The 19,679-nt window shown below is 50.3% G+C and carries 12 protein-coding genes; 5 read left to right on the top strand and 7 right to left on the bottom strand.

The annotated features are described in order from the left end of the window. The coding region (locus QD336_RS15190) for a sugar phosphate nucleotidyltransferase (RefSeq protein ID WP_499171245.1) at window positions 1-266 on the bottom strand (266 nt) is incomplete at its 3' end. 319 nt (window positions 267-585) lie between these two features. Between QD336_RS15190 and QD336_RS15185 the strand changes: the two genes are divergently transcribed. The 5 genes from QD336_RS15185 (at window position 586) to QD336_RS15165 (ending at window position 6,755) form a co-directional block, all read left to right on the top strand. Then, complete coding sequence (locus QD336_RS15185; protein WP_499171244.1) at window positions 586-1,863, top strand: glycosyltransferase family 4 protein; 1,278 nt, start codon at window positions 586-588, stop codon at window positions 1,861-1,863. Window positions 1,864-2,036: 173 nt separating this feature from the next. After that, entirely contained in the window at window positions 2,037-3,008 is a 972-nt protein-coding gene (gmd, locus tag QD336_RS15180) for a GDP-mannose 4,6-dehydratase (protein ID WP_499171243.1), read from the top strand. A gap of 2 nt (window positions 3,009-3,010) precedes the next feature. Beyond that, complete coding sequence (locus QD336_RS15175) at window positions 3,011-4,006, top strand: GDP-mannose 4,6-dehydratase (protein WP_499171242.1); 996 nt, start codon at window positions 3,011-3,013, stop codon at window positions 4,004-4,006. Window positions 4,007-4,470: 464 nt separating this feature from the next. After that, the gene (locus tag QD336_RS15170) at window positions 4,471-5,781 is read left to right on the top strand and encodes a glycosyltransferase family 4 protein (RefSeq protein ID WP_499171241.1); all 1,311 of its coding nucleotides are present in this window, start codon (window positions 4,471-4,473) and stop codon (window positions 5,779-5,781) included. Between the two features lie 50 nt (window positions 5,782-5,831). Beyond that, the gene (locus QD336_RS15165) at window positions 5,832-6,755 is read left to right on the top strand and encodes an FkbM family methyltransferase (protein WP_499171240.1); all 924 of its coding nucleotides are present in this window, start codon (window positions 5,832-5,834) and stop codon (window positions 6,753-6,755) included. 269 nt (window positions 6,756-7,024) lie between these two features. On the opposite strand, the gene QD336_RS15160 is transcribed toward QD336_RS15165, so the two are convergent. The 6 genes from QD336_RS15160 to QD336_RS15135 all read right to left on the bottom strand — a co-directional run bounded on the left by QD336_RS15160 (window position 7,025) and on the right by QD336_RS15135 (window position 19,591). Next, window positions 7,025-8,419 (bottom strand): class I SAM-dependent methyltransferase, encoded by a 1,395-nt coding sequence (locus QD336_RS15160; RefSeq protein ID WP_499171239.1) that lies wholly within the window; start codon window positions 8,417-8,419, stop codon window positions 7,025-7,027. 363 nt (window positions 8,420-8,782) lie between these two features. Beyond that, window positions 8,783-10,843 (bottom strand): sulfatase-like hydrolase/transferase, encoded by a 2,061-nt coding sequence (locus tag QD336_RS15155; protein ID WP_499171238.1) that lies wholly within the window; start codon window positions 10,841-10,843, stop codon window positions 8,783-8,785. A 305-nt stretch (window positions 10,844-11,148) separates the two neighbouring features. Then, the gene (locus tag QD336_RS15150; RefSeq protein WP_104680281.1) at window positions 11,149-12,387 is read right to left on the bottom strand and encodes a class I SAM-dependent methyltransferase; all 1,239 of its coding nucleotides are present in this window, start codon (window positions 12,385-12,387) and stop codon (window positions 11,149-11,151) included. Between the two features lie 11 nt (window positions 12,388-12,398). Further along, window positions 12,399-17,267 (bottom strand): FkbM family methyltransferase, encoded by a 4,869-nt coding sequence (locus tag QD336_RS15145; protein WP_499171237.1) that lies wholly within the window; start codon window positions 17,265-17,267, stop codon window positions 12,399-12,401. Window positions 17,268-17,458: 191 nt separating this feature from the next. Further along, window positions 17,459-18,529, bottom strand: coding sequence for a mannose-1-phosphate guanylyltransferase/mannose-6-phosphate isomerase (locus QD336_RS15140; RefSeq protein WP_499171236.1), 1,071 nt, complete (start codon window positions 18,527-18,529; stop codon window positions 17,459-17,461). 165 nt (window positions 18,530-18,694) lie between these two features. After that, on the bottom strand, window positions 18,695-19,591 hold the full coding sequence (locus QD336_RS15135) for a MurR/RpiR family transcriptional regulator (RefSeq protein ID WP_499171235.1): 897 nt from the start codon (window positions 19,589-19,591) through the stop codon (window positions 18,695-18,697). Window positions 19,592-19,679 lie beyond the last annotated feature (88 nt).

Genomic DNA, 19,679 nt, shown 5'->3' with positions numbered 1-19,679 from the left:
GGTTCCAGCACCACCGTCGCCGGCAGATCGATCTCTTCCGCCTGGCGGCGGGCAAAGAAACGGAAATCCTCGTTGGTGATCACCAGCGGTTCGGAATAAAGCCCCTTGTCGCCCACCCGCTTCAACGTCTGCTGATAGGTCGAAAGATTGCCGACCAGCGGCTGGAACTGCTTGGGCAACTGATCGCGCGATACAGGCCAAAGCCGCGAGCCGGCGCCGCCAGCAAGAAGAACCGGCGTGATCTTTCGAGCGTATGTGTTCAACATGAAACCTCTCAACTTTCTATCGCCCCTTAACTTTCCTGATATCGAACGTGAGGTGACGCTTCAAATGCGTGATAGAGCTTTCCACAGCGAATAGAAACAACCTAGTTTTTGGTTGATGAACCGATGACTTCCGAAGTTTTCACGGGTGATGAGCGCATTTGACAAGGGTTCAGAGCCACCTGTATAAGCCGCCCACATCTCTCCGCCCCGCGCCAAAAGTTAAGGGTTTAAAGCGGGGCGTGTCCCCAGTGTGGGTGATTTGGTAACGCTGCATCGGCGTCAACTGCCACTTGGTGGGGCATGAGGATATGTCTGCAAGATGACTGAAGTTTTTTTCGATCTTTCCGAACTTTTTTTAAATTCAGGCGTAAAATTTAAGTATTATGGTATCTCCAGAACTGTGATGGAGGTCGCTTATGAACTGACAAAATTGAATCCCAAAGTCCGATACGTCATATATTCTCCGTATCATGGTCGGTTTTTTGAAGTTTTTCCTAGGGTTGGAGACGCATCACCGACCGGCGTGCTGGACCACAATCTTCCTCCTTCGGCTACCCCCCTTCGGTTGCGCCAAAGCCTCTTCAACAATAACCCCGTCAAATCTTCCGTTTATTGGGCAATTCGAAAGGTCGTCGATTTCAGAAACCGGCGGCGATGGGCTACGGTCCCGGATGGTTCAGCTAAGGAAGTCGATCTCTCCGGTCATGTGCTGATCTCCTTGGGCAGGCCGAAGATTATGTCCGACTATCTGGCCGCTCTTGAAGCACGTGGAACAAACGTGATCTTTGTCCCACTTCTGCACGATATGATCCCGTTGCATGATTTCACGCATAGGAATCAATTCTCTTTCCCGAAGAATTTTCTGCACGACAATCAGGTGGCGATTAAAGCATCGTCACTCATTCTCACGAATTCGGAATTCACAGCTCGTGAGGTTCTGCATTTTTCGGAGAAAGGCGTGTTGCCGCCTGTATCAAAGGTCATTGCCGTGCCACTTTGCAACGAGTTGCGCCCGACCTCAGAGCCCATAGAGAAGCGCGGGCCGTCCGGACGCTACATCTTATGCGTGGGAATCTATAACGGCAGGAAAAATCTGGAATGCGTAGTTGAGGCCATGATGTCCCTTCACGAGCGGGGAATGGACGTCCCCAATCTCGTGTTGGCTGGTGCGAGACGTAAACGTGTGGAGAAATTTCTAAAGAATAAGCGATTTCTGCCTCTGTCCACAAAGTTTCATTTCGTACTCAATCCGAACCAGGCCGAACTGGCGGAATTGTATAAGCGTGCATTTGCGCTTGTTCTCCCCAGTCGGATGGAAGGTTGGGGCTTGCCCATAAGCGAGGCATTATGGTGCGGAACACCTGCACTGGCGGCGGACGTTCCGGCGCTGAGAGAGGCAGGGGGCGACCTAGCGCGCTATTTCGACCCGGAAAAGCCGGACGAGTTGGCGGATGTTTTGGGTGAGTTGTTGGGGAATCACGCAGAGTACGAAGCTCTGCGTCTTGAGATCGCTGAACGGAAACCCTCTATGCGGACATGGTACAATGTCGCATCTGAAATACTTTCAGGAGTGAAAAATACGCTTTTAGCGACTTGAGGCGTTTCGGATATGGCGTTGGCAACGGATATCTGTGCGTTGAGAGAAAAGGACTCGGTAAATACCGACAAATATCATAGAAGAGGTTGCTGTCTGCGCATTTTTTGGAATTCGTGCTGGCATGTAACGTAGGATGACCAGAAGATCTGGGTTGATTAGATTACAGGTGGAATATGAAAAAGGCGTTGGTAACCGGATTAACTGGCCAGGATGGAGCCTATCTTTCGCAGTTTTTGCTGGAGAAGGGTTATGAAGTATACGGCTTGGTGCGCCGCTCCAGTACCGCAGATGTCAATGATACTAGGCTGAAGTGGCTGAATATCGACAGGCATGTTCGTTTTATTGATGGAAATCTTACAGATCTCTCCAGCATAATTCGGATTATGCGTGAAGTGCAGCCCGACGAAATATACAATCTGGGTGCGCAATCATTTGTGAAGTCTTCCTGGAACCAGCCGCTGCTGACAGGGCAGGTGACCGGCATCGGTTGTGCAAACATGTTGGAGGCGACGAGACTTGAGGCGTCGGGTGCGCGCTTTTATCAGGCTTCCTCTTCTGAGATGTATGGCCTCATTCAGGAGGCGATGCAGAACGAGACGACGCCGTTTTATCCGCGTTCCCCTTATGCTGTTGCGAAGCTTTACGCGCACTGGATGACGGTAAACTACCGTGAGAGTTTCGGTTTGCACGCCTCCAGTGGTATTCTGTTCAATCATGAATCGCCGCTGCGTGGGATCGAATTCGTAACCCGCAAGGTTACAGACGGTGTGGCCAGAATTAAGTTGGGGCTTCGCGACGAGCTACGCCTCGGCAACATTGATGCGAAGCGTGACTGGGGTCACTCCAAGGACTATGTCCGTGCAATGTGGCTGATGTTGCAGCAGGAAATCCCGGATGACTATGTTGTTGCAACAGGGCGAACGGTTACCGTTCGAGATATGTGCAAGATCGCTTTCGGGCACGTTGGGCTGAATGTTGATGATTATCTCGTAATCGATCCGGAGCTGTTCCGCCCGGCTGAGGTTGACGTACTTCTTGGTAATCCCAAGAAAGCAAAAGAGAAGCTTGGTTGGGAAGCCACAATCACGCTTGAAGAAATGATTTGTGAAATGGTTGATGCGGATATCAGTCGGCTTTCGAAGTGAATATGGCGCAGCAAAATTCTGTCTCTAATCCCCGTATCTTGATAACGGGCGCGAATGGATTTGTTGGACGTTGGCTGCGGGAGGAATTACAAAAAGTCCTCCCGCCGGCCGCTCAGATAATTTCCACCTTCAAGGGAGGTGGAAATGATGTTGCCGCTCAGTCGCAAGGAACTGAGGTCTCAATTGCGTTGGACATTGAAGACGAAGAGGCTGTCGCACACGTTATAGAGACCTGGCGACCGACCGTGGTTATACATTTGGCTGCGGTCTCTCATGTATTGGAAGCCTCTGCTTCTCCGAAACAGACATTTGCCGTCAATCTTAACGGAACGATTGCGCTGGCATGTAGTGTTCGCAAATTTTGTCCTGACGCCCTGTTCATAAATATCGGGTCGTCTGAGGTTTATGGGAGCAGCTTTATCGGTACGACAAGGCCTTTGGACGAGGAAACGTTACTTGCTCCGACAAATGTCTATGCAACGTCAAAAGCGGCGGCAGATCTCTTCATTGGCCAGATGTCGAAGAATGGGCTGAATGCTGTTCGATTTCGACCATTTAACCATACCGGGCCGGGGCAGGCGGAAAACTTCGTAGTGTCGGGTTTCGCGGCGCAGATTGCACGGATTGAAAAAGGTTTGCAACCACCGATCATCAAGGTTGGGAATCTTGAAGCGCAGCGTGATTTTACGGACGTCAGAGATATAGTCTCGGCTTATGTGGCGGCGGCCCTTCTGCCTCCAGAGAGATTTAAGGACGGCGTGATCTTAAATCTATCCTCCGGAACCGCGCGCCGAATTGGAGATATTCTACACAGTCTGCTGGCAATGTCCCAGGTCAAGATTCAAGTCTTGGAAGATCCTGCTCGAATGCGAGCGAGTGAAGTGAGCTATGTGGCAGGGAGTTCGGCCAAAGCTGGTCATCTTCTCCAATGGTCGCCGCAAATTCCCTGGGAAACAACGTTACGTTCGGTTTTGGATTATTGGCGAGCGAGTGACTAAACTCAGGCCAGTCACGAGATCGATTGGATTGATATGCGCTCCAAATACATGGATCTTGGATTGGCTGTGGTATATCGAAAAAAGAACCGGTGTTGCCCTGCAGTCATCGCCAGTCTCATTGAATTTTGAGGTTTGCGCGTTGCCATTTATACTCTGCAGGCTGTAAAGCTTTCAGGCGAGTTGGTCTTATGCTCTTTACTTGCCTGAAAGAGGGGATCTTAAATTTCCTCCATGGAAAGCACCAAGCGACAAAGAGTGATTTTGCTATATGGGCAATTTTACTTTGATTCCAAGATGATTTTGGGGACGTTATGTCTAGTGGCAGTGAAAGAATGCGCGTATTTTTCGATATATCCAGCCTTGTGTCGTATGTTTCGAAAATAGATCGATACTCCGGAATTCAACGAGTTCTCGTAAATATAATAACGGAGCTTGGAAACAGGGCGTCGGACGCGGAGTTTTATTTGTGTTTCCACGAAGGCGTGGGAAAAAAATACGTTTGCGTATCTTTCGACGATTTTGACGTCGCTAATTTCGATGACCCACGGGCGCTTCGAGGTGCTTTGAATATTGGAAAATCAAAGAGCGCGGCAGATATTGATGTAATTTCAAAATATAAGTCGAGCGCTGCGAAATATTACTTCCATCGAACGAGACTGGATATCCTGGCTTTCCTCGGCTCGAAGAGTTCGTTTCTCAGATACAACATAACGCCTGAGCGTTGGCTGGAAATGCGCTTTCCCAAGGATGGAAAGGCTCGGAGGGATACGGTAAGAAAGAGTTTTCTGGCCATGTGTCGTCCTGGAGATGCCTTGGTCAATCTCGATAGTTCGTGGTTGCCTTTACATGAAAGAACATTTTCCGCCGCCAAGGAAAAAGGCGTAATATGCTATACGCTTGTCTATGATCTGATTCCCATTTTGCTGCCGCAGACGACTCATGGGATGATGCCTCTCATCTTTCATAAATGGCTGGCAAACAGCGTCGAGTACACCTCGAAATACCTCTGTATCAGTAATGCTACGAAAAAGGATCTACAGGATTTTTTGGCTAAGTACGGTTTCGAACGCGAGGTCGAAGTCTTGTCCTTGGTACAGCAGGGAATAGATAAAAAAATCTCTCCCACAGCCTTGGGACCTATGTCCACGCGAGTTAACAAGGATGCGTATCCGTGGCTGTATGAAGTGGCCGAAATTTCTGACGATGTACGCAATGTGGCGACTGTTCCCTATGTTCTATGTGCCGGAACAATTGAGGCACGGAAAAATGTATGGCGCATCGCTCAGAGCTGGCAGCGCTTGCTTCAAGAAGGGAACTACGACCTTCCACGGCTTGTGTTCGCCGGTAGAAAGGGCTGGCACATTGAGGCGTTCGAAAATTTCCTGAAAGGTTCGGGTAATCTCGATGGTTGGATTCAGGTAGTCGAAGCGCCCAGCGACGCTGAGTTGGCGTTCCTATACAGGAACTGCAAATTCTCGATTATGGCAAGTCTTTACGAGGGTTGGGGACTGCCCGTCGGAGAGGCGCTTGCCTATGGGAAAACGGCAGTCGTTGCCAATAATAGCTCTCTGCCGGAGGTTGGTGGCGAGTATGTCGAATATTGTGATGCAGCTTCGATTGAGAGTATTGCTGCTGCTTGTCGTCGCCTTATCAGGGATCATCAGCGCCTCCAGGAGTTGGAAAAGAGTATTTCCACTGCGAAGATGCGCAATTGGGAGGAGGTATGTAGCGACTTGCTCAATATTTTGGGGCTTTCTGGTAAAGCCGTAAACTAAAGAGGTTCGTTCTTTTTATTTGGCAGATTGATTTTATGTTGGAGGTTTCTGTGGATGTGAGTTCTTATGTGGCGGCATTGTATCACGGTTTGCTTGGTCGCGCACCGGATATTGCCGGCCTTCAGCATTTTACTGCCGTCGCCCAACAGGACGGATTGTCTGAAGTCGTCACGGCGCTGGTTGGAAGTGCGGAGTATCAGCGTCGCCAAGCAGAGCAAACACGGCCGATGCCTATAGAGCTTCCCTCCCTGGATCGTGAACTCGTGATTGTCGATGTGGGTGCCCAAAAGCTGGCGAGTGAGGAACATATCTATACTCCTCTTCGAAAATCAGGGATATCGCATAGATGTATTGGTTTTGAGCCTCTGGAGCATAGACGCGCTGAAATGATGGCGGATGATCCCGAGTTGCAGCTTTTTCCCGATTTTATCGGAGATGGAAGCTCACAGACATTCTATATTAATAATGATGATGCGACTTCGTCATTACTACCCCTCAACAGTGACCTTAATGCCCACCTAGAGCATTTAGAGACGCTTGAAACGGTTGACGCTCAACTTGTTTCGACCTCAACACTGGACAATGTTTTGCGCGATGTGCCCGTCGTCGATTTTCTGAAATTGGATATCCAGGGGATGGAATTGCGAGCCCTGAAGGGCGGCATGGAAATTTTAGAGCGTACGAATGTTATTCATTGCGAGGTGGAGTTTGCTCCGATTTACAAGGATCAACCTCTCTTTTCCGATGTTGAGTTATTTTTAAGGGAACGTGGCTTTACGTTTGTCGACTTCACTGCGGAGTGCCGATACGCTTACGTGGGGCAGAGTTTTAAAGAGCGCCTTGGTTGGGGAGATGCCGTTTTCTTCCGCGCTGGCGCAAATGGTCGTGACAGTATTGCGCAGGCTACGATAGCGACATACGTGTATGGTAAAAATGGTTTGGCTGAACGTCTCTTGGCTAACCGGTTTTTGTAATTGTAGCTCTGGTTTGGCTAGTACACTTTTGGCTTGGTGCTGCCTGTGTGTGATCTTGCTTTTTTCGAGTTGGTCGGGTTGGCTAGAGTTTTTCCCTCGTACGCAAAAAACTCCAGCCAACGCCTGTTCAGTTTGAATGGATCAGATCAGCGGCAGAAATGGAATTTTCTGCTGCATAATCGGTTCGTTCAAATGAATGATCGGCGCAATTCAAACAAGACCCACACTTTCACGAGAGATGGTTGCTAGCGCTTTTCATTCGGCATAGTTCACGGCGATTGGCTGAACTGGAACAGAGTCCGCCCTGAATGGGACACCACTTGTTTTCGGATTACCCGCGCCTGCTGTCTAAGCAAGTTATCAAAGTTATCCGCATCATAGTCTGGAAAGATGTCCTCTCTCAGCGCCAGCATCTTCTGAACTGTTGGATCTGATTTTGGAACAAATTCGACTACACCTGTGGGCGCAATGGACAGCAACCATTCGATAAAGGATGCCAATGGGACGTTATGCGCGATCGCAAGATGGTGTTCAAATGCTAGAGCCAAAACTCCATCTGCACGGAAGCGCTGACTAAAGCTGCTCCGTTCTTGATTCATCCAGCCCTGATTGGGTGACGGGTTGCGGGCGTCGAGAAATAGTGGCGTGAAGCTGAGTTTCTTCGTCAGTGCCGTATGATAGGCCTGATCAATCGCTTGCACATCGAAATCAAACCCAATCACGCTTCGGGCGCCCGCTGCTAACGCTCGTTCAGAATATTCTCCGGTGTTGCAGCCTAGATCGATAACCGAACGTGGCTGCGAATCCGCGACATATGCCGAGACAAATTGATGCTTCGCTTCGCGTTCAGCATCGTTATAGGTATTGGTGAGGGAGTAATCCGCCCACACGGTCTTCCGCTTATCCCCGGGAACAAGCGATGAAATCCACTTTCGTAGTTGTCGAAGCATCCCAACAAAGGCCTGTTTTGGCAACTTTTTTCCGGCGATGGAAATCTTCGTCGCATCACCAGATGTTCCTGACTGAAAGCGATTTTGCAGTACAACGTTAGTTAGCGTGTTCCAAGAAAGCTTCCTGCGCGTCGGAAGTATCGCTGCCATATCCGCTACTGACACACCCTCCATCGAGCCCCGGTACCATGCGTTATGGGGACGGCCGACATAAGCACGGAGAAGCAAGGGATTGAGGAATTGCTCGCAGAACTGGCGATGCGCACTCCAAAATTCTCCATCGCGGTAGGGGCGGATAGAGAGATGGTCAATAAAGACGGGAGTAACACCGCGAAATTGCACATTGTATGCTGTCGCGTCCGTCAATGTGAAGTCACGTTGCAGAAGATAGAGATGCAGATCGATATGAAACACCGCCGCTGCCTTCAGCAACTCGAACGACCATTCATAGGGATATGTGATCCACTGCAGACGCTCGATCTCCAGCGTATATCTGTCGGTGCCACCACCTGGACACTCCTTGAGAATAGGGACCAGCCATCCCTTTTCTGACAAGTCTTGAAATATCTGCGCATCGCGCGCGGCCTCGTAGCCGCTGGTGCCGAATTCAGTTACTGTACGGTATAAACGCCCGTTGAGCTCGAAAACGTGTCCTGCCGGATCCCGAAACGATCCAGGCACTTGCGAGCCCTCACCAATTAATACATCGACCATTTGATTATCTGTCGTCTTCTGTCTGGTCAGGCTTCTTTCCGGTAAAAAACGATTTCACCCGTTGAAGATATATCGATCCTGTCGCGAGCGCGACAGCTGCGCCCCCGAGTATTGCCTGCAATACAATGCTACCGGTACCCGGGTCCAAATAGGCATGAGCGTTGCTGGTAAGCGACATCAAGAAAAGACAGATGACGCATGGAAACGTTACGATTTTCACGGAATAACCCTCTCGGTGTTGATCATGCCGGAGTTTACCGCCCAAGGTTAAAGGTGTCTGTCACCAAACTGTCACACAACCGCAACGAAGGGTTATTGCCCAGAGGTCAATCTTCAGCCGCAAGTAAATTGGGGGATTTTCCCCTAGTCAGTCAGCGAAATGGAGCGGATGCCAACACCGAGTTTTCGGTCATCGACCGACATCTCCAACTCAAGGGGTGACCTGACGTTTGATGGACGAAACTCTAAGCCTACAACGGACTCTCCTGCCTCAACCGGCACCGACAGATCACGAACATTCTCCTCGGGTGTAAAACGTACCTGAGTTAAGTATTCACCGTTCTTGTAAATCGATACGATCTGCTCCGGCAGGATTTTTGATGAGACAAATCCTGTCATCGAAATTTTCAGAGATGAGGGCTGTCCATCATCTGCAATACGAATTGTGACATATGGTCGTTGAGAAATCGACCAGACTCCCCATTCTTCCGGCTCACCCCATCCCGTCGCGACACAGGGACAATTGGCATCACCGACATTGCCTATCGTGTTTCCGCGCTGGAGAGCGCGTGAATCAGACCAAGATGTGTGTGAGAACATGTTACCGGAAACCATATACCTCCTGAGGTTAGGTATCGATTCCAAGTACCAGAAGCGATGTTCCCACTGATATTCGTTGTAAATACGAGTTCGCGGAGCGACATCATGCCCGAGCGCAACGCCGTTGCTGGTCGTACAGTCACCGGTCATGTCACATATTGACCGGGCCAAATCACCGATATGTGCGTCCTTGACGTCATTCCGCATTTCACCTCGAGCCTGTAGAGGTTTGATCGCCAGCGTTGGGTTGGCCGCGCCGACCAATAGTGCGATTGAACCTTCTGATGGGCGACGGCTCGGGATCGAGTAAACACTTCCATGATCAGACATGACCACGAGTACTGTGTTATCGTATATCTCTTCAGATTTCATCCGATCAAGGAGAGAGCCTAAATTGCGCAGAGCACAGTGGGCTTGGCTCTCGGCAACGTCTCTATTGATTGGCTGCTCTTTGCCCAGATACATGCATGCATCGTTGATGACGAAAGGCGGATGTGTGCTAAAAAGATGGAGGAATTTAACAGTTGGCTTTGGTGATGATACCGCGACGCTGGAAACCATTTCCCGCAGAAGATCATTTCCTTCGACAGCGCGCTGAACAGAAGTTTCTCCGAAGAGCCACTTTTGCGTGAGCCAAGCACCGTCGTTATATGTCGCACGCTTAAAAGCTAGAGGTGCGATACGGAAGATTGCCAGATCGAACACACGAGTTGCTTCCATCCGGAGAGCCGTTGGATCACCACCGAGCAGAGCCTTTGCAGTCTCACATCTTACATCTCGGGGACAAACGGTCGTGATTGGATTGACCAGGAGACCGTCATACCCATTGTCGGTCAGTTTAGAAAGGAACGATTGCTCTCCAACCGCACGCTGGAAAAAATCGGAAAGCCTGGTTGCCGGATCAAATGTCAGGCCTGAATGGATGGTCGGTATTGAAAGATATGTCGTGGGTGCGGCCCCAACGGTATTCGGATAAAAAGTGAATCCTTCAAATTTTTCCTGCAGTGCACGGTCTTTTTCTAGAATGGATTCAAAGACGTCCGATTGAAGTGAATCGAGAAGCACCACGAGCACGTTTTTCTCGCGATGAAAGGATCCGAGCCTCTCCACATCTTTACCGTGGATGCTCACATACGAATGAGAAATCGAAACCGCTTGCCATCCCATCTGGAGGATGAAGACGGAAAATATCATCGTCATCACTCTAGGGCGTTTCCAACATATATAATAAACGAATAGCGCAATGATCATTGATACCACTGCATCAGCTATCACTCGGGATGGCGGGATATCGACGGTCCACCCAGCCGCATCCAGGTCTCCAAAATTTACTGTCTGAAAAGTTCCGTGCGCCCAAGCATACGTGGCGCAGACAGCCAGGATACACGACCAAATTTTGGCTAACTTGTGGGGAAGTATGAAGAAGGGAAGCCCTACTACAACCAGCGAAATAAGCGCCGGCAACGCGAACTCTATAAGGATGTTTGCGAATGGATAACTGAACTCGCGTTCATTCGGGCCATAAATCAGAGTTGGCAAGCCGACGAAAAGAACGACGACAAAAAGTGACGCTGCCGATAAATTTAGATATCGATATTCTTTCAATGCATTAGTCTCCAACTCGCTTAAACGCGTTAGCTATGCTGGGGAGACAATGCAACCCGGCGGACGGAATGCCGCATAGATATGCACAAGCGGATGCGATGTAGCTTAGTGGGGAACTCCACAATATGACGATCGTTCGATCGGAGCCTGGGAATGCGATTATTGAGCTTTCGCAATTGCTTTTTGGAGCTGTCTTTCAAAAAGACTGCCGCCGGGAAAGCATAGGGCAATTTTAGTGCGCTCTCGTTAAATCTTCCCTCCTATACGAGAAGGGAAGATTTTGATCGTAACCCGAATATTTTATTTTATATGATTTCAACTTCGGGGAAGGGGAAAATAAATTTTCCTCCGTCGGTTAGATACTGCTTCTCGCGACGAAGAATGCTGTCCTTGAAATGCCAAGGCAGAACGAGGAAGTAGTCTGGCTTCATCGCTTTCGCCTCTGCTTCGGAGATGATCGGTATATGTGTTCCTGGCGTAAATTTACCGAATTTCTCTTTATTCACTTCCGCAATTGCCGGAATTTCCTTGGAAGTAAGGCCGCAGAACTGAAGTACCACATTTCCTTTCGTAGAAGCGCCGTATCCCAATACCGTTTTCCCATCGGCTACTAGGCTACGAATAAGGCGACTCAAATCATCGCGATGGCGGAAAACTCGCTCCTCAAAATCGCGATAAGGACGCGGCGTGGATAGGCCCATCTTGTCTTCTTGTTCAAGAAGCCAGTTGATAACCGCATCGTTTCGTTTCAGCGTCTTGTTGGAAATCTTGCCAGCCGTCACGGCGAAGCTGCCACCGTTCACGCTGTTCATGACAACGTCAATGACGCGAAGGCCGGCAGCCGAAAGAATCTTTTCAACAACCTGAAGAGAGTAATACTCAATGTGCTCGTGGCAGATGGTGTCGTAAGAATTCAAGCGCAGCATCGATGGCATATAGCTTTGTTCGAAATGCCATATCCCATCGTCTGCCAGAACCTGTTCGATCTCCCGAGCGAACTTTATCGGATCTTCCAGATCATAAAACATTGCGATGGAAGTGATAATCTTCGCCGGGCGATCCGTCAGTGTCTTATAAGCCTGAGCGCTAAAAAACTCCGGAACAAAGCGAATTTCCTCCGGATAGAAAGATGCAAATTTGCCGGCGGTTGGATCAATGCCGAAACGCTTTAGACCAGGTGTTGAATAGGCTTTCAACGTCGTGCAATCATTGCTGCCGATATCAAGGATTACCTCACCGGGGGCCGGCGATGCGAGACGCTCAAGATAGGCGACCTTCGCACCCAGATGGTCTACCATCGATTGGTTCAGGCCCGAACGATAACCATAGTTGTCACCATACATCTCCGAGGAGTCGTAGGAATGCTTTAATTGAAGCAAACCGCTGGAAGGGCTCCATACCAGCTCCAAAGGCCCTTTCGTTACTTCCTCTTCTTTCGTGGCCGGAAAAACGCCTGTCAGAGCTTGTTCGCCGAGGTTTAATACGGATACTAAATCCTTTTGTCCCCCCACTCGGCATTTATCGATTTCGCTATAAGCTGTCATTCTAAGCTCCTTCATGCATTTCTGATATTGTGTGCAAATACCGTGGAAACGGGCTTGGATGCACACGGTACATTGTTGGAAGATGCGGTTGTATAGGTTTCAACCAATTCTGCACGCATCTGTTTGAATTCTTGTAAGTGCTTGAAACGCCTAACAAAGCGCTGTGGATCGAAATATGCCCCGTTGTCAAGTGGGTCATTCGTGAGGATTTCTGTAAAAAAGTGTTTTGCTCCTGGAAGAGTATGGATTCGCCAGCGATCCATCTCGCCGCTATCTGCACCTCTCCATTCTGCTACTTCGTAAACTTCCGGGATGCGCTCAAGAATCCATAGGGGCGCATATTTCATCCACGAAACGTTGAGATTAACGACGAGTGCCGGTTTTCCCAACCACACACCTTTTGTATCCATCATGTGATTAAGGACATAAAAAGTGGTCGGAATAGCTGTCAACATGGTCGAGAATGGTCTGCCATCGGTGTTTTGCGAGTACGCATTGATTGCGTGATCCCGTCGGAAAACCAAGGTGTAAATGGCGGTAAAGAAATTTTCATTACGCGTACAAATATCCTTGATCAGTCCGATCCTGTCATCCTCTGGCGGCACAATTGGCGTCGAGTTTTGGAAAAACTCTTCAAAATCTGTAATTTTTCGTGCGTCTTCGAGATGCGTATAGGCATAATTTAGATAGACGAGCCCGATATCTGGCTCTTTATCAATTGCAGCGAGAACTCGCTCTACGGCATCGGGATATATCAGATCGTCGTCGCCGAGAATCCAGATGTATTCACCGTTAGCGTGGTTTGCCGTAACGCGAAGATTACCGAGCATGCCCACATTTTCGGGGTTGCGGCGATAGGTAAAGTCGGGCCGAGACAGATAGGGCTGCACCACTTCGGGTGTGTGATCGGTTGAGGTGTTGTCGCAGACAAAGAATTCAACACCCTTCAGAGGCTCAGGGTAGAGCCGAGCCCAGTTCTTGAGGTTGACCGCCAGCCATTCCGCCCTGTTATATGTGCTTATGCAAATTGAAAGCTTGGGGCGCGGCTTCAAAAGCATAGCGCTGGTCCGCTTCGAAATTTCGCGGGCATCAGAGGCTTCAGCCAGGGATGGAGGTATGCATATGTCAGCGAGTTGTTTTGCTACATTGAATGCATAATCTCTCCAGCTCGTGACAGGTGAAGTGATTGCTTCGGTTGTAAGCCTGTCTCTCGTCTCAGGGTCACACATTTCGACGATTGCGTCGGCAATTTTCCGCGCGTCGCTGACATCCACTGTCAAGCATCCTGCATTGGCCACCTCAGCCATCGCGCCGGAATTGGCACATATGCAGGGCTTTCCGAGCCAAAGGCTTTCAACAATGGGAAGGCCATAGCCTTCTTCAATCGAAGGATACACTGTAAAGTCACACTCGGTCAGAAGCTGGTGCAACTTTTGATCGTTGGCATCCTGATCCCAGACAATATCCGTTTGACCATCGATCGCTTCTCTGAACTTGTCGCCGTAGGTACTCGTATCCTCACGCCCAACTATAACGAGCCGGAGGGGGCAGGGCGCGCGCGTTCGAGCCAGTTTAAAGGCTTCAACAAGTTTGAGATGGTTTTTCCGCGGTTCTATGGTTCCGACGCTCAAAATGGTCAGGCTTCCGTCCGCGGATGTTTGCGGAGGCACAACCTGTTTCACACGGGGCGTTTCCGGGAATTCATTTGGCAGCAATATTGGGCGCACCCGGAAATCTATCCCGGATGGGCGTTCCATGTCTGCCCCCAGAAACGATAGAAAATCCTGCGCGCTATGATTTGAAATCGGGAGAACGGCGTCATATGCCGCCAGTACCCTCATGTATGCGGCGTGGGCCTGGGCATAGTGCTCCGGGTAGATCTCCGTCATTTTCCACGGGATTGCGTCATAAAAAACTGCGGCTGCTTTCAATCCGCCGTTTTGCGCGGTTTTTAGAATAGCCATCTGATCGTCGGGTGAGAAGTTTAGCGGCAATTCGGGCATGATGAACCAGCCGTATTCCACTCCCTGCGGCTCTTCCCATTCCCCCCAGTCACCGACTTTGGGGCCGTTCCACTCAGCCAGATGCGTCAGGTCGTCAGCATTTGCAGGTATGAATTTTCTGGCTGTGACATCCCATTTTACCGGCACGACATCGGCTCCATTTTCACAAAGAGCACGCGCAAGCTGTCGTGTAACGCGTTGTATTCCGGTGTTTTTGGGGAATGAGACTGTCGAGTCGACCCAGAAAAACACCTTGCCTCTTTGGGCCCACGGAACAGCAAAGCGTGCTATGTTGTTCAGAATACCCGCTGCGTATTGGTCCCAGTTGGAAATTTCCCGGCTGACGGCCTCATCTACGAGTTTTTGCCGAAGCTCCTGATTTTCAATAAGCTTCTTAAGGGCGCCGCCTATCTTCTTCGGGCTGGTAACGTCGATGGTTACACAGCCTCCTCCCTGCGCTACTTCAGCCATAGCACCGAAATTAGCGCATATACAGGGCTTGCCATACCAGAGACTTTCCAGAATAGGCAAGCCAAAGCCTTCCTCTTTCGAGGGGAACACTGTGAATGCACATTTGGAGTACAGTTCCGAAAGAGCATGTTCCGAGACATGCCCATGGTGCTCAATAATTCCGTCCTTCACAGCCGCGTTGATTTGCGGGGCGCATAGAGGATGGAGATTACCAACGAGGACAAGTCTCCAGGGACTTTCCGGGTTCTGTTGTTTGTATGTGCGAAAAGCTTCAACCAGGGCAAGCTGGTTTTTTCTGGGTTCAATCGTACCGATGCACGCGATCAACGGTTCATCCGACGGCGAGCGGTCCGATACCCGGACATGGCTCGAAGACGACCCCGGCAAAGCCAATGGTTCGCACACTGGAAGCGTGCCGGCGTCTGCCTTGTCATAGGTTTCCCAGAACGCGAGAAGATCGGTTCCTGACCAGTTGGAGATAGGCCAAACGGCGTCGGACAGGCGCAAGTGAGACATATATCGTTGATGCGCCGGCGCAATGTGTGCCCATTCTGGACTTTTCAACGGTATCGCATCGTAGAAGATTGAGCCGACCTTAAGGTTGTTACGATGCGCCCAGAACGTGATGTTAAGCGCCAAGTCCTCATCAGTGTGCAAATGCAACACTTCAGGTATGATCAACCATCCTTGCTGAAACTCTGTTTCATTCAAGAGGACGATCGTCTGGCTGTCTCTTTCATAGAATGTTTCTTCAGAGGATGTGATCGGCGGGCCTTCCCAAAGCGCGAGGGTTTCTCGTTCTTGCCGATTGATGAGGACGCATTGAGCGGTCGCTTCATCCCACTTGATGAACCGAATGGTTTTTCCTGCCCGGATAAGGCCGGATGCCAGGCCACGCACAACACGCTGAACGCCAGTATTGATGTTGCAGTTTACCGTTTGGCCTACAAATAGAAAAATGACGGCTTCATTTCGTTGGGTTATCGATTTGAGAGTCCTCGAGCGGCGTATAGTTGCCACCGCCACCGTCTTTTCTACAGCCGATTTTTTCAGATGTTTTTTTATCGGATCCCAGGCAGCATGGAAGGCGCGCTTGATTGGTCGAGGCCAAATTTTACGGCTGGTAACGAGTACTTCATCCAATTGCCCATCACGCACGAAATCTCTTATTGGATCCCATGTTGCATGAAACGCATGTTTGACCGGTCGTGGCCAGATTTTACGGCTTGAGACTAGAACACGGTTGTATCGTCCGTAACGAATAAAATCTCTCGCTGGGTCCCAAGTTGCGTGAAAAGCGCTTTTGAGCGGTGCTGGCCAGATTTTGCGGCTGGGAATGATTTTCCCTTGGCGAATGGAATCTCGGAAGGGATCCCATGTCGCATGGACAGCACGTTTAACGGATCGCGGCCAGATATCACGAAGCTTGAATTTGATCGGCTCGACACCAACGATGCCATTTTCTCTATGAACGGTGACGTAGAGCTTTGTGTCGCCCTCTCCCTCAGTGTCGGGGATTGCTATTTTAAGGCGGACGGTTTTTTCCGGCACATCGCCGGAGAAATCAGTTCTGTGGTTGGAAATCAACGCATTTAGTTGATCGGCCTTTTCGGTTAGCCGTGAATTTTCCGCGGTCAATTGAGAATTTTCGATGATCCCTGCGTCCAGACGTGAAGTCAGACTTCTGATTTCTTCGTCTTGCGATTGGGATTTGGAAATCCATTTGGACAGAGAGCTTATCTGGTAGTTGTCCAGAACATTCGCTGGTGTCGACAGAGATTGCTCTAGGTCGGAATGAGTTTCGTGCAGATAATAATTGTTGAGCCCGTCGAAGAAAACTTTCTTATACCCGTGAGAAAGAACGTTTTCCTCCCATCCCTCTGTTCTCGGAAGATGAAAGATAGGGTCCAAGGCTTCGACAACGAGTACCCAGGGCTTGAAACGTCGCAAGTCGAGGCCCTGCAAAACCTCGCCCTCGGCCCCTTCCACGTCTATTTTCAGAAAATGAATTTCGCGATCCCAGTAATCCGAAAGTATAGAATTTAGTGATCTTTGTTGCAGTGTAACCCGCTTCGCCAAACCCCGACCGACATATTCTTCTCCCACGTCACTTGCAGAAGTTCCCCATCCCCTTGTCGTCGTTTCATAAAACGTCTGCTCACTATCTTCCGCGCCGACAAGACATTGTAGGTTGATATCGCGTGGTCGAGCTGCATTCAAACGGCCAAAAACCTCGGAGGAGGGCTCGATATTGATTCCTCGCCAACCCTTGTCATAAAAAAGCTTGGTAACGGAATCCTCTTCCGGATCGTTCGCTCCGACGTCGACATAGAAGCCTACGGCAATTTGATTCAATGCTCTCCACAGTAGAATATCTTCACCGTTCTGCGCATAAGATATCAGCACTAACCACTCCTTCTAGACGTCACGTCATTCTACTCCGCACTGACACGCGTAGGGGAAACAGAAGAGCTCGGTCCCTACGGGCAGAAAATTTGCGCCTGTTCTTTTCTCTTTAAAAACTTGGGCACACGGAGCGATATTCTCCATATAGAAAAAACCGCCATAACATGCTTTGATGCGTTTGGATGCATCTGCTATTTAATCGGTGATTTTTCCTTCAATTTGTCCACAAGCTGTTTGACGTCCTGGGCTCTATCTTTGGCTACCACCAATACCTCGTCCGGCGTTGAAATCGTGATTATGTCCTCGAGACCTATTATAGAGGTGTGTACTCCTTGTGAATGTATGAGGCATCCTGCCGAGTCATGGACTGTCGCGGTTCCCATCACTACATTTCCGTTTTCGTCTTTGGGTAGCGCTGTCCAAATTGTGTCCCAGGATCCTATATCCGACCAACGAAATCTGCCAGTAACCACAGCGACGGCATTTGAATGCTCTATTAAAGCAACATCCAGTGATTTTTTTGGGGATGACTCGAATTGTACTTTGTCAATTTGAATGAATTCACCATCATACTTTGATTTTTGCAATGAATTTCTGGCGGACGTTAGAATGTCCGGAGCATATTTGCCAAATTCGGATATAATTACGTCTGACCTGAACAGGTAGTTGCCGGAATTCCACAAAAAGCCCTTCCGCATGTAGTCTAGGGCGAGTTCGGCGTTGGGTTTTTCAACGAATGCCTCGACGCGCGCAACGTCTGCAAATCCCTCGAGGGATTGTCCGGGTTTGATGTAGGCGTAGTTTGTCCGCGGTTCAGCCGGCTCAAGTCCGAAGACCACGATTTTTCCTGATCTTGCCGCGTCAATGCCAGACACGACACAATCGGAGAATCTTTCTTCGTCCCAGATGATGTGATCTGTTGCTAGCACAAGAACGATTGAACCAGGTGCGTGCTCCTCGACTACGAGTGCTGCGACTGCGACCGCCGCGGCGCTGTCCCGTTGCGCAGGCTCGAGCACAATACTGACCTGTTGCTCAACTGCTTCCGCTTGAGTTTTTGCCAGCGTTCCCAAGCGCTCGTTGGTAACGATAAAGGGCGAGCGATAAATGTTCGCATCGGCCACTAGTTTCAACGTTTCTTGGTAAGTTGAAACTGATCCCGCGAGGGACTGGAATTGCTTAGGTAGATTGTCTCTGGACACCGGCCAAAGGCGAGACCCAACGCCACCTGCGAGAAGAATAGGAACAACCTTATCTTTCATATATGCTCTCGATTTATTAGTGGTAGGACATCGCAGCGCTTTGTTGTCATTTGGGCTATCTCCACTTTTATCCGAGTTCGGTAGATAGATATGCGCGTTTGCGCTTTTGACGCAACTGCCGGAACCTCAAACGTTGGGTTCCCGATGTCACCGATCGAAGAAGGATTAGGTCCGCTTATGCGGCCTGATCGACGTCCTCAGTTCCACCAGCCGCTCCAGCGTCTCTAGGCTGCGGTCAGGGCAGGCCGCGGAGAGGGCAAGGGCCATGGTTTCCATGGCGATGAAGGTGGGGGCGTGGAGCGCCACGCCTTCGTTTTTGGCGCGAGGCAGGAAGAGGCTGGCGTTGGCGTGTTTTTTGAGCACGCTGTCTTCCTGGCCGAGCAGCATGATGACCGGGATGTCGAGGCGGCCGGCTTCGGCTATGGCGGTCTGGGCTTCGCGGTGGGCGCGGCCGTGCAGGAGCATGATGAGGACGTGGCCGTTTCCAAGCTCGAGCAACTGTTCGGCAAGCGCGATGCCGGTGGCGTTGAGCGCATAGGAATGGACGCCCGAGCGTTGGAACAGCCTTGCGGCATAGGTGGCGATGATGCCGGAGGCGCCGATGCCGAGCACGCCGATGCCGCGCGCTTGCGAGAGAAGCCGCACGGCCGCCGCCATGGCTTCGCGGTTTTCCACGCTTGAAAGCATCTCCAGCGTGTTCTTCTGATTGTCGAGCACGAAATCTATCGCTGCATCGCAGTTGCCGGATATGGATTTTGTCGTGGCAGCCATTTTTTCGACGGGCGAATCCGTCACGCCCAGATAGGCCTCAAGCGTTTCCTTGAGATCGACCAGCCCCTGAAAACCGAGCGCCTGTATGGCGCGGATGACGGTCGCATCGGATGTATTGGTCTCGAAGCCGATTTCCAACGCCGATTTGGCGAGAACGGCATGACGGTGGCCGTCAATATATTCGGCAACGGCAAGCAGGCCTGGCGACAGGCGGTCGCGGCGTTTGCGCAGCTGCTCGCCGAAACGGTCGGTGCGCCGAAGCCTTGATATGTGCGTTTCGCCAGCCGGCATGGATTCTTCCGTGAAGCTGAGTTTTCTACTCTTCTTCACGAATTAGCAGCGCGCCAAGCCGAGAGGCAAGCGCTTTTGTCCGTAGTGG

This window comes from Rhizobium sp. BR 250 (genome assembly GCF_047445855.1).
GTDB classification, from domain to species: domain Bacteria; phylum Pseudomonadota; class Alphaproteobacteria; order Rhizobiales; family Rhizobiaceae; genus Agrobacterium; species Agrobacterium tumefaciens_I.
The sequence above is the reverse complement of the archived record's forward strand: the minus strand, read 5'-3'. Positions and strand labels throughout refer to the sequence as shown.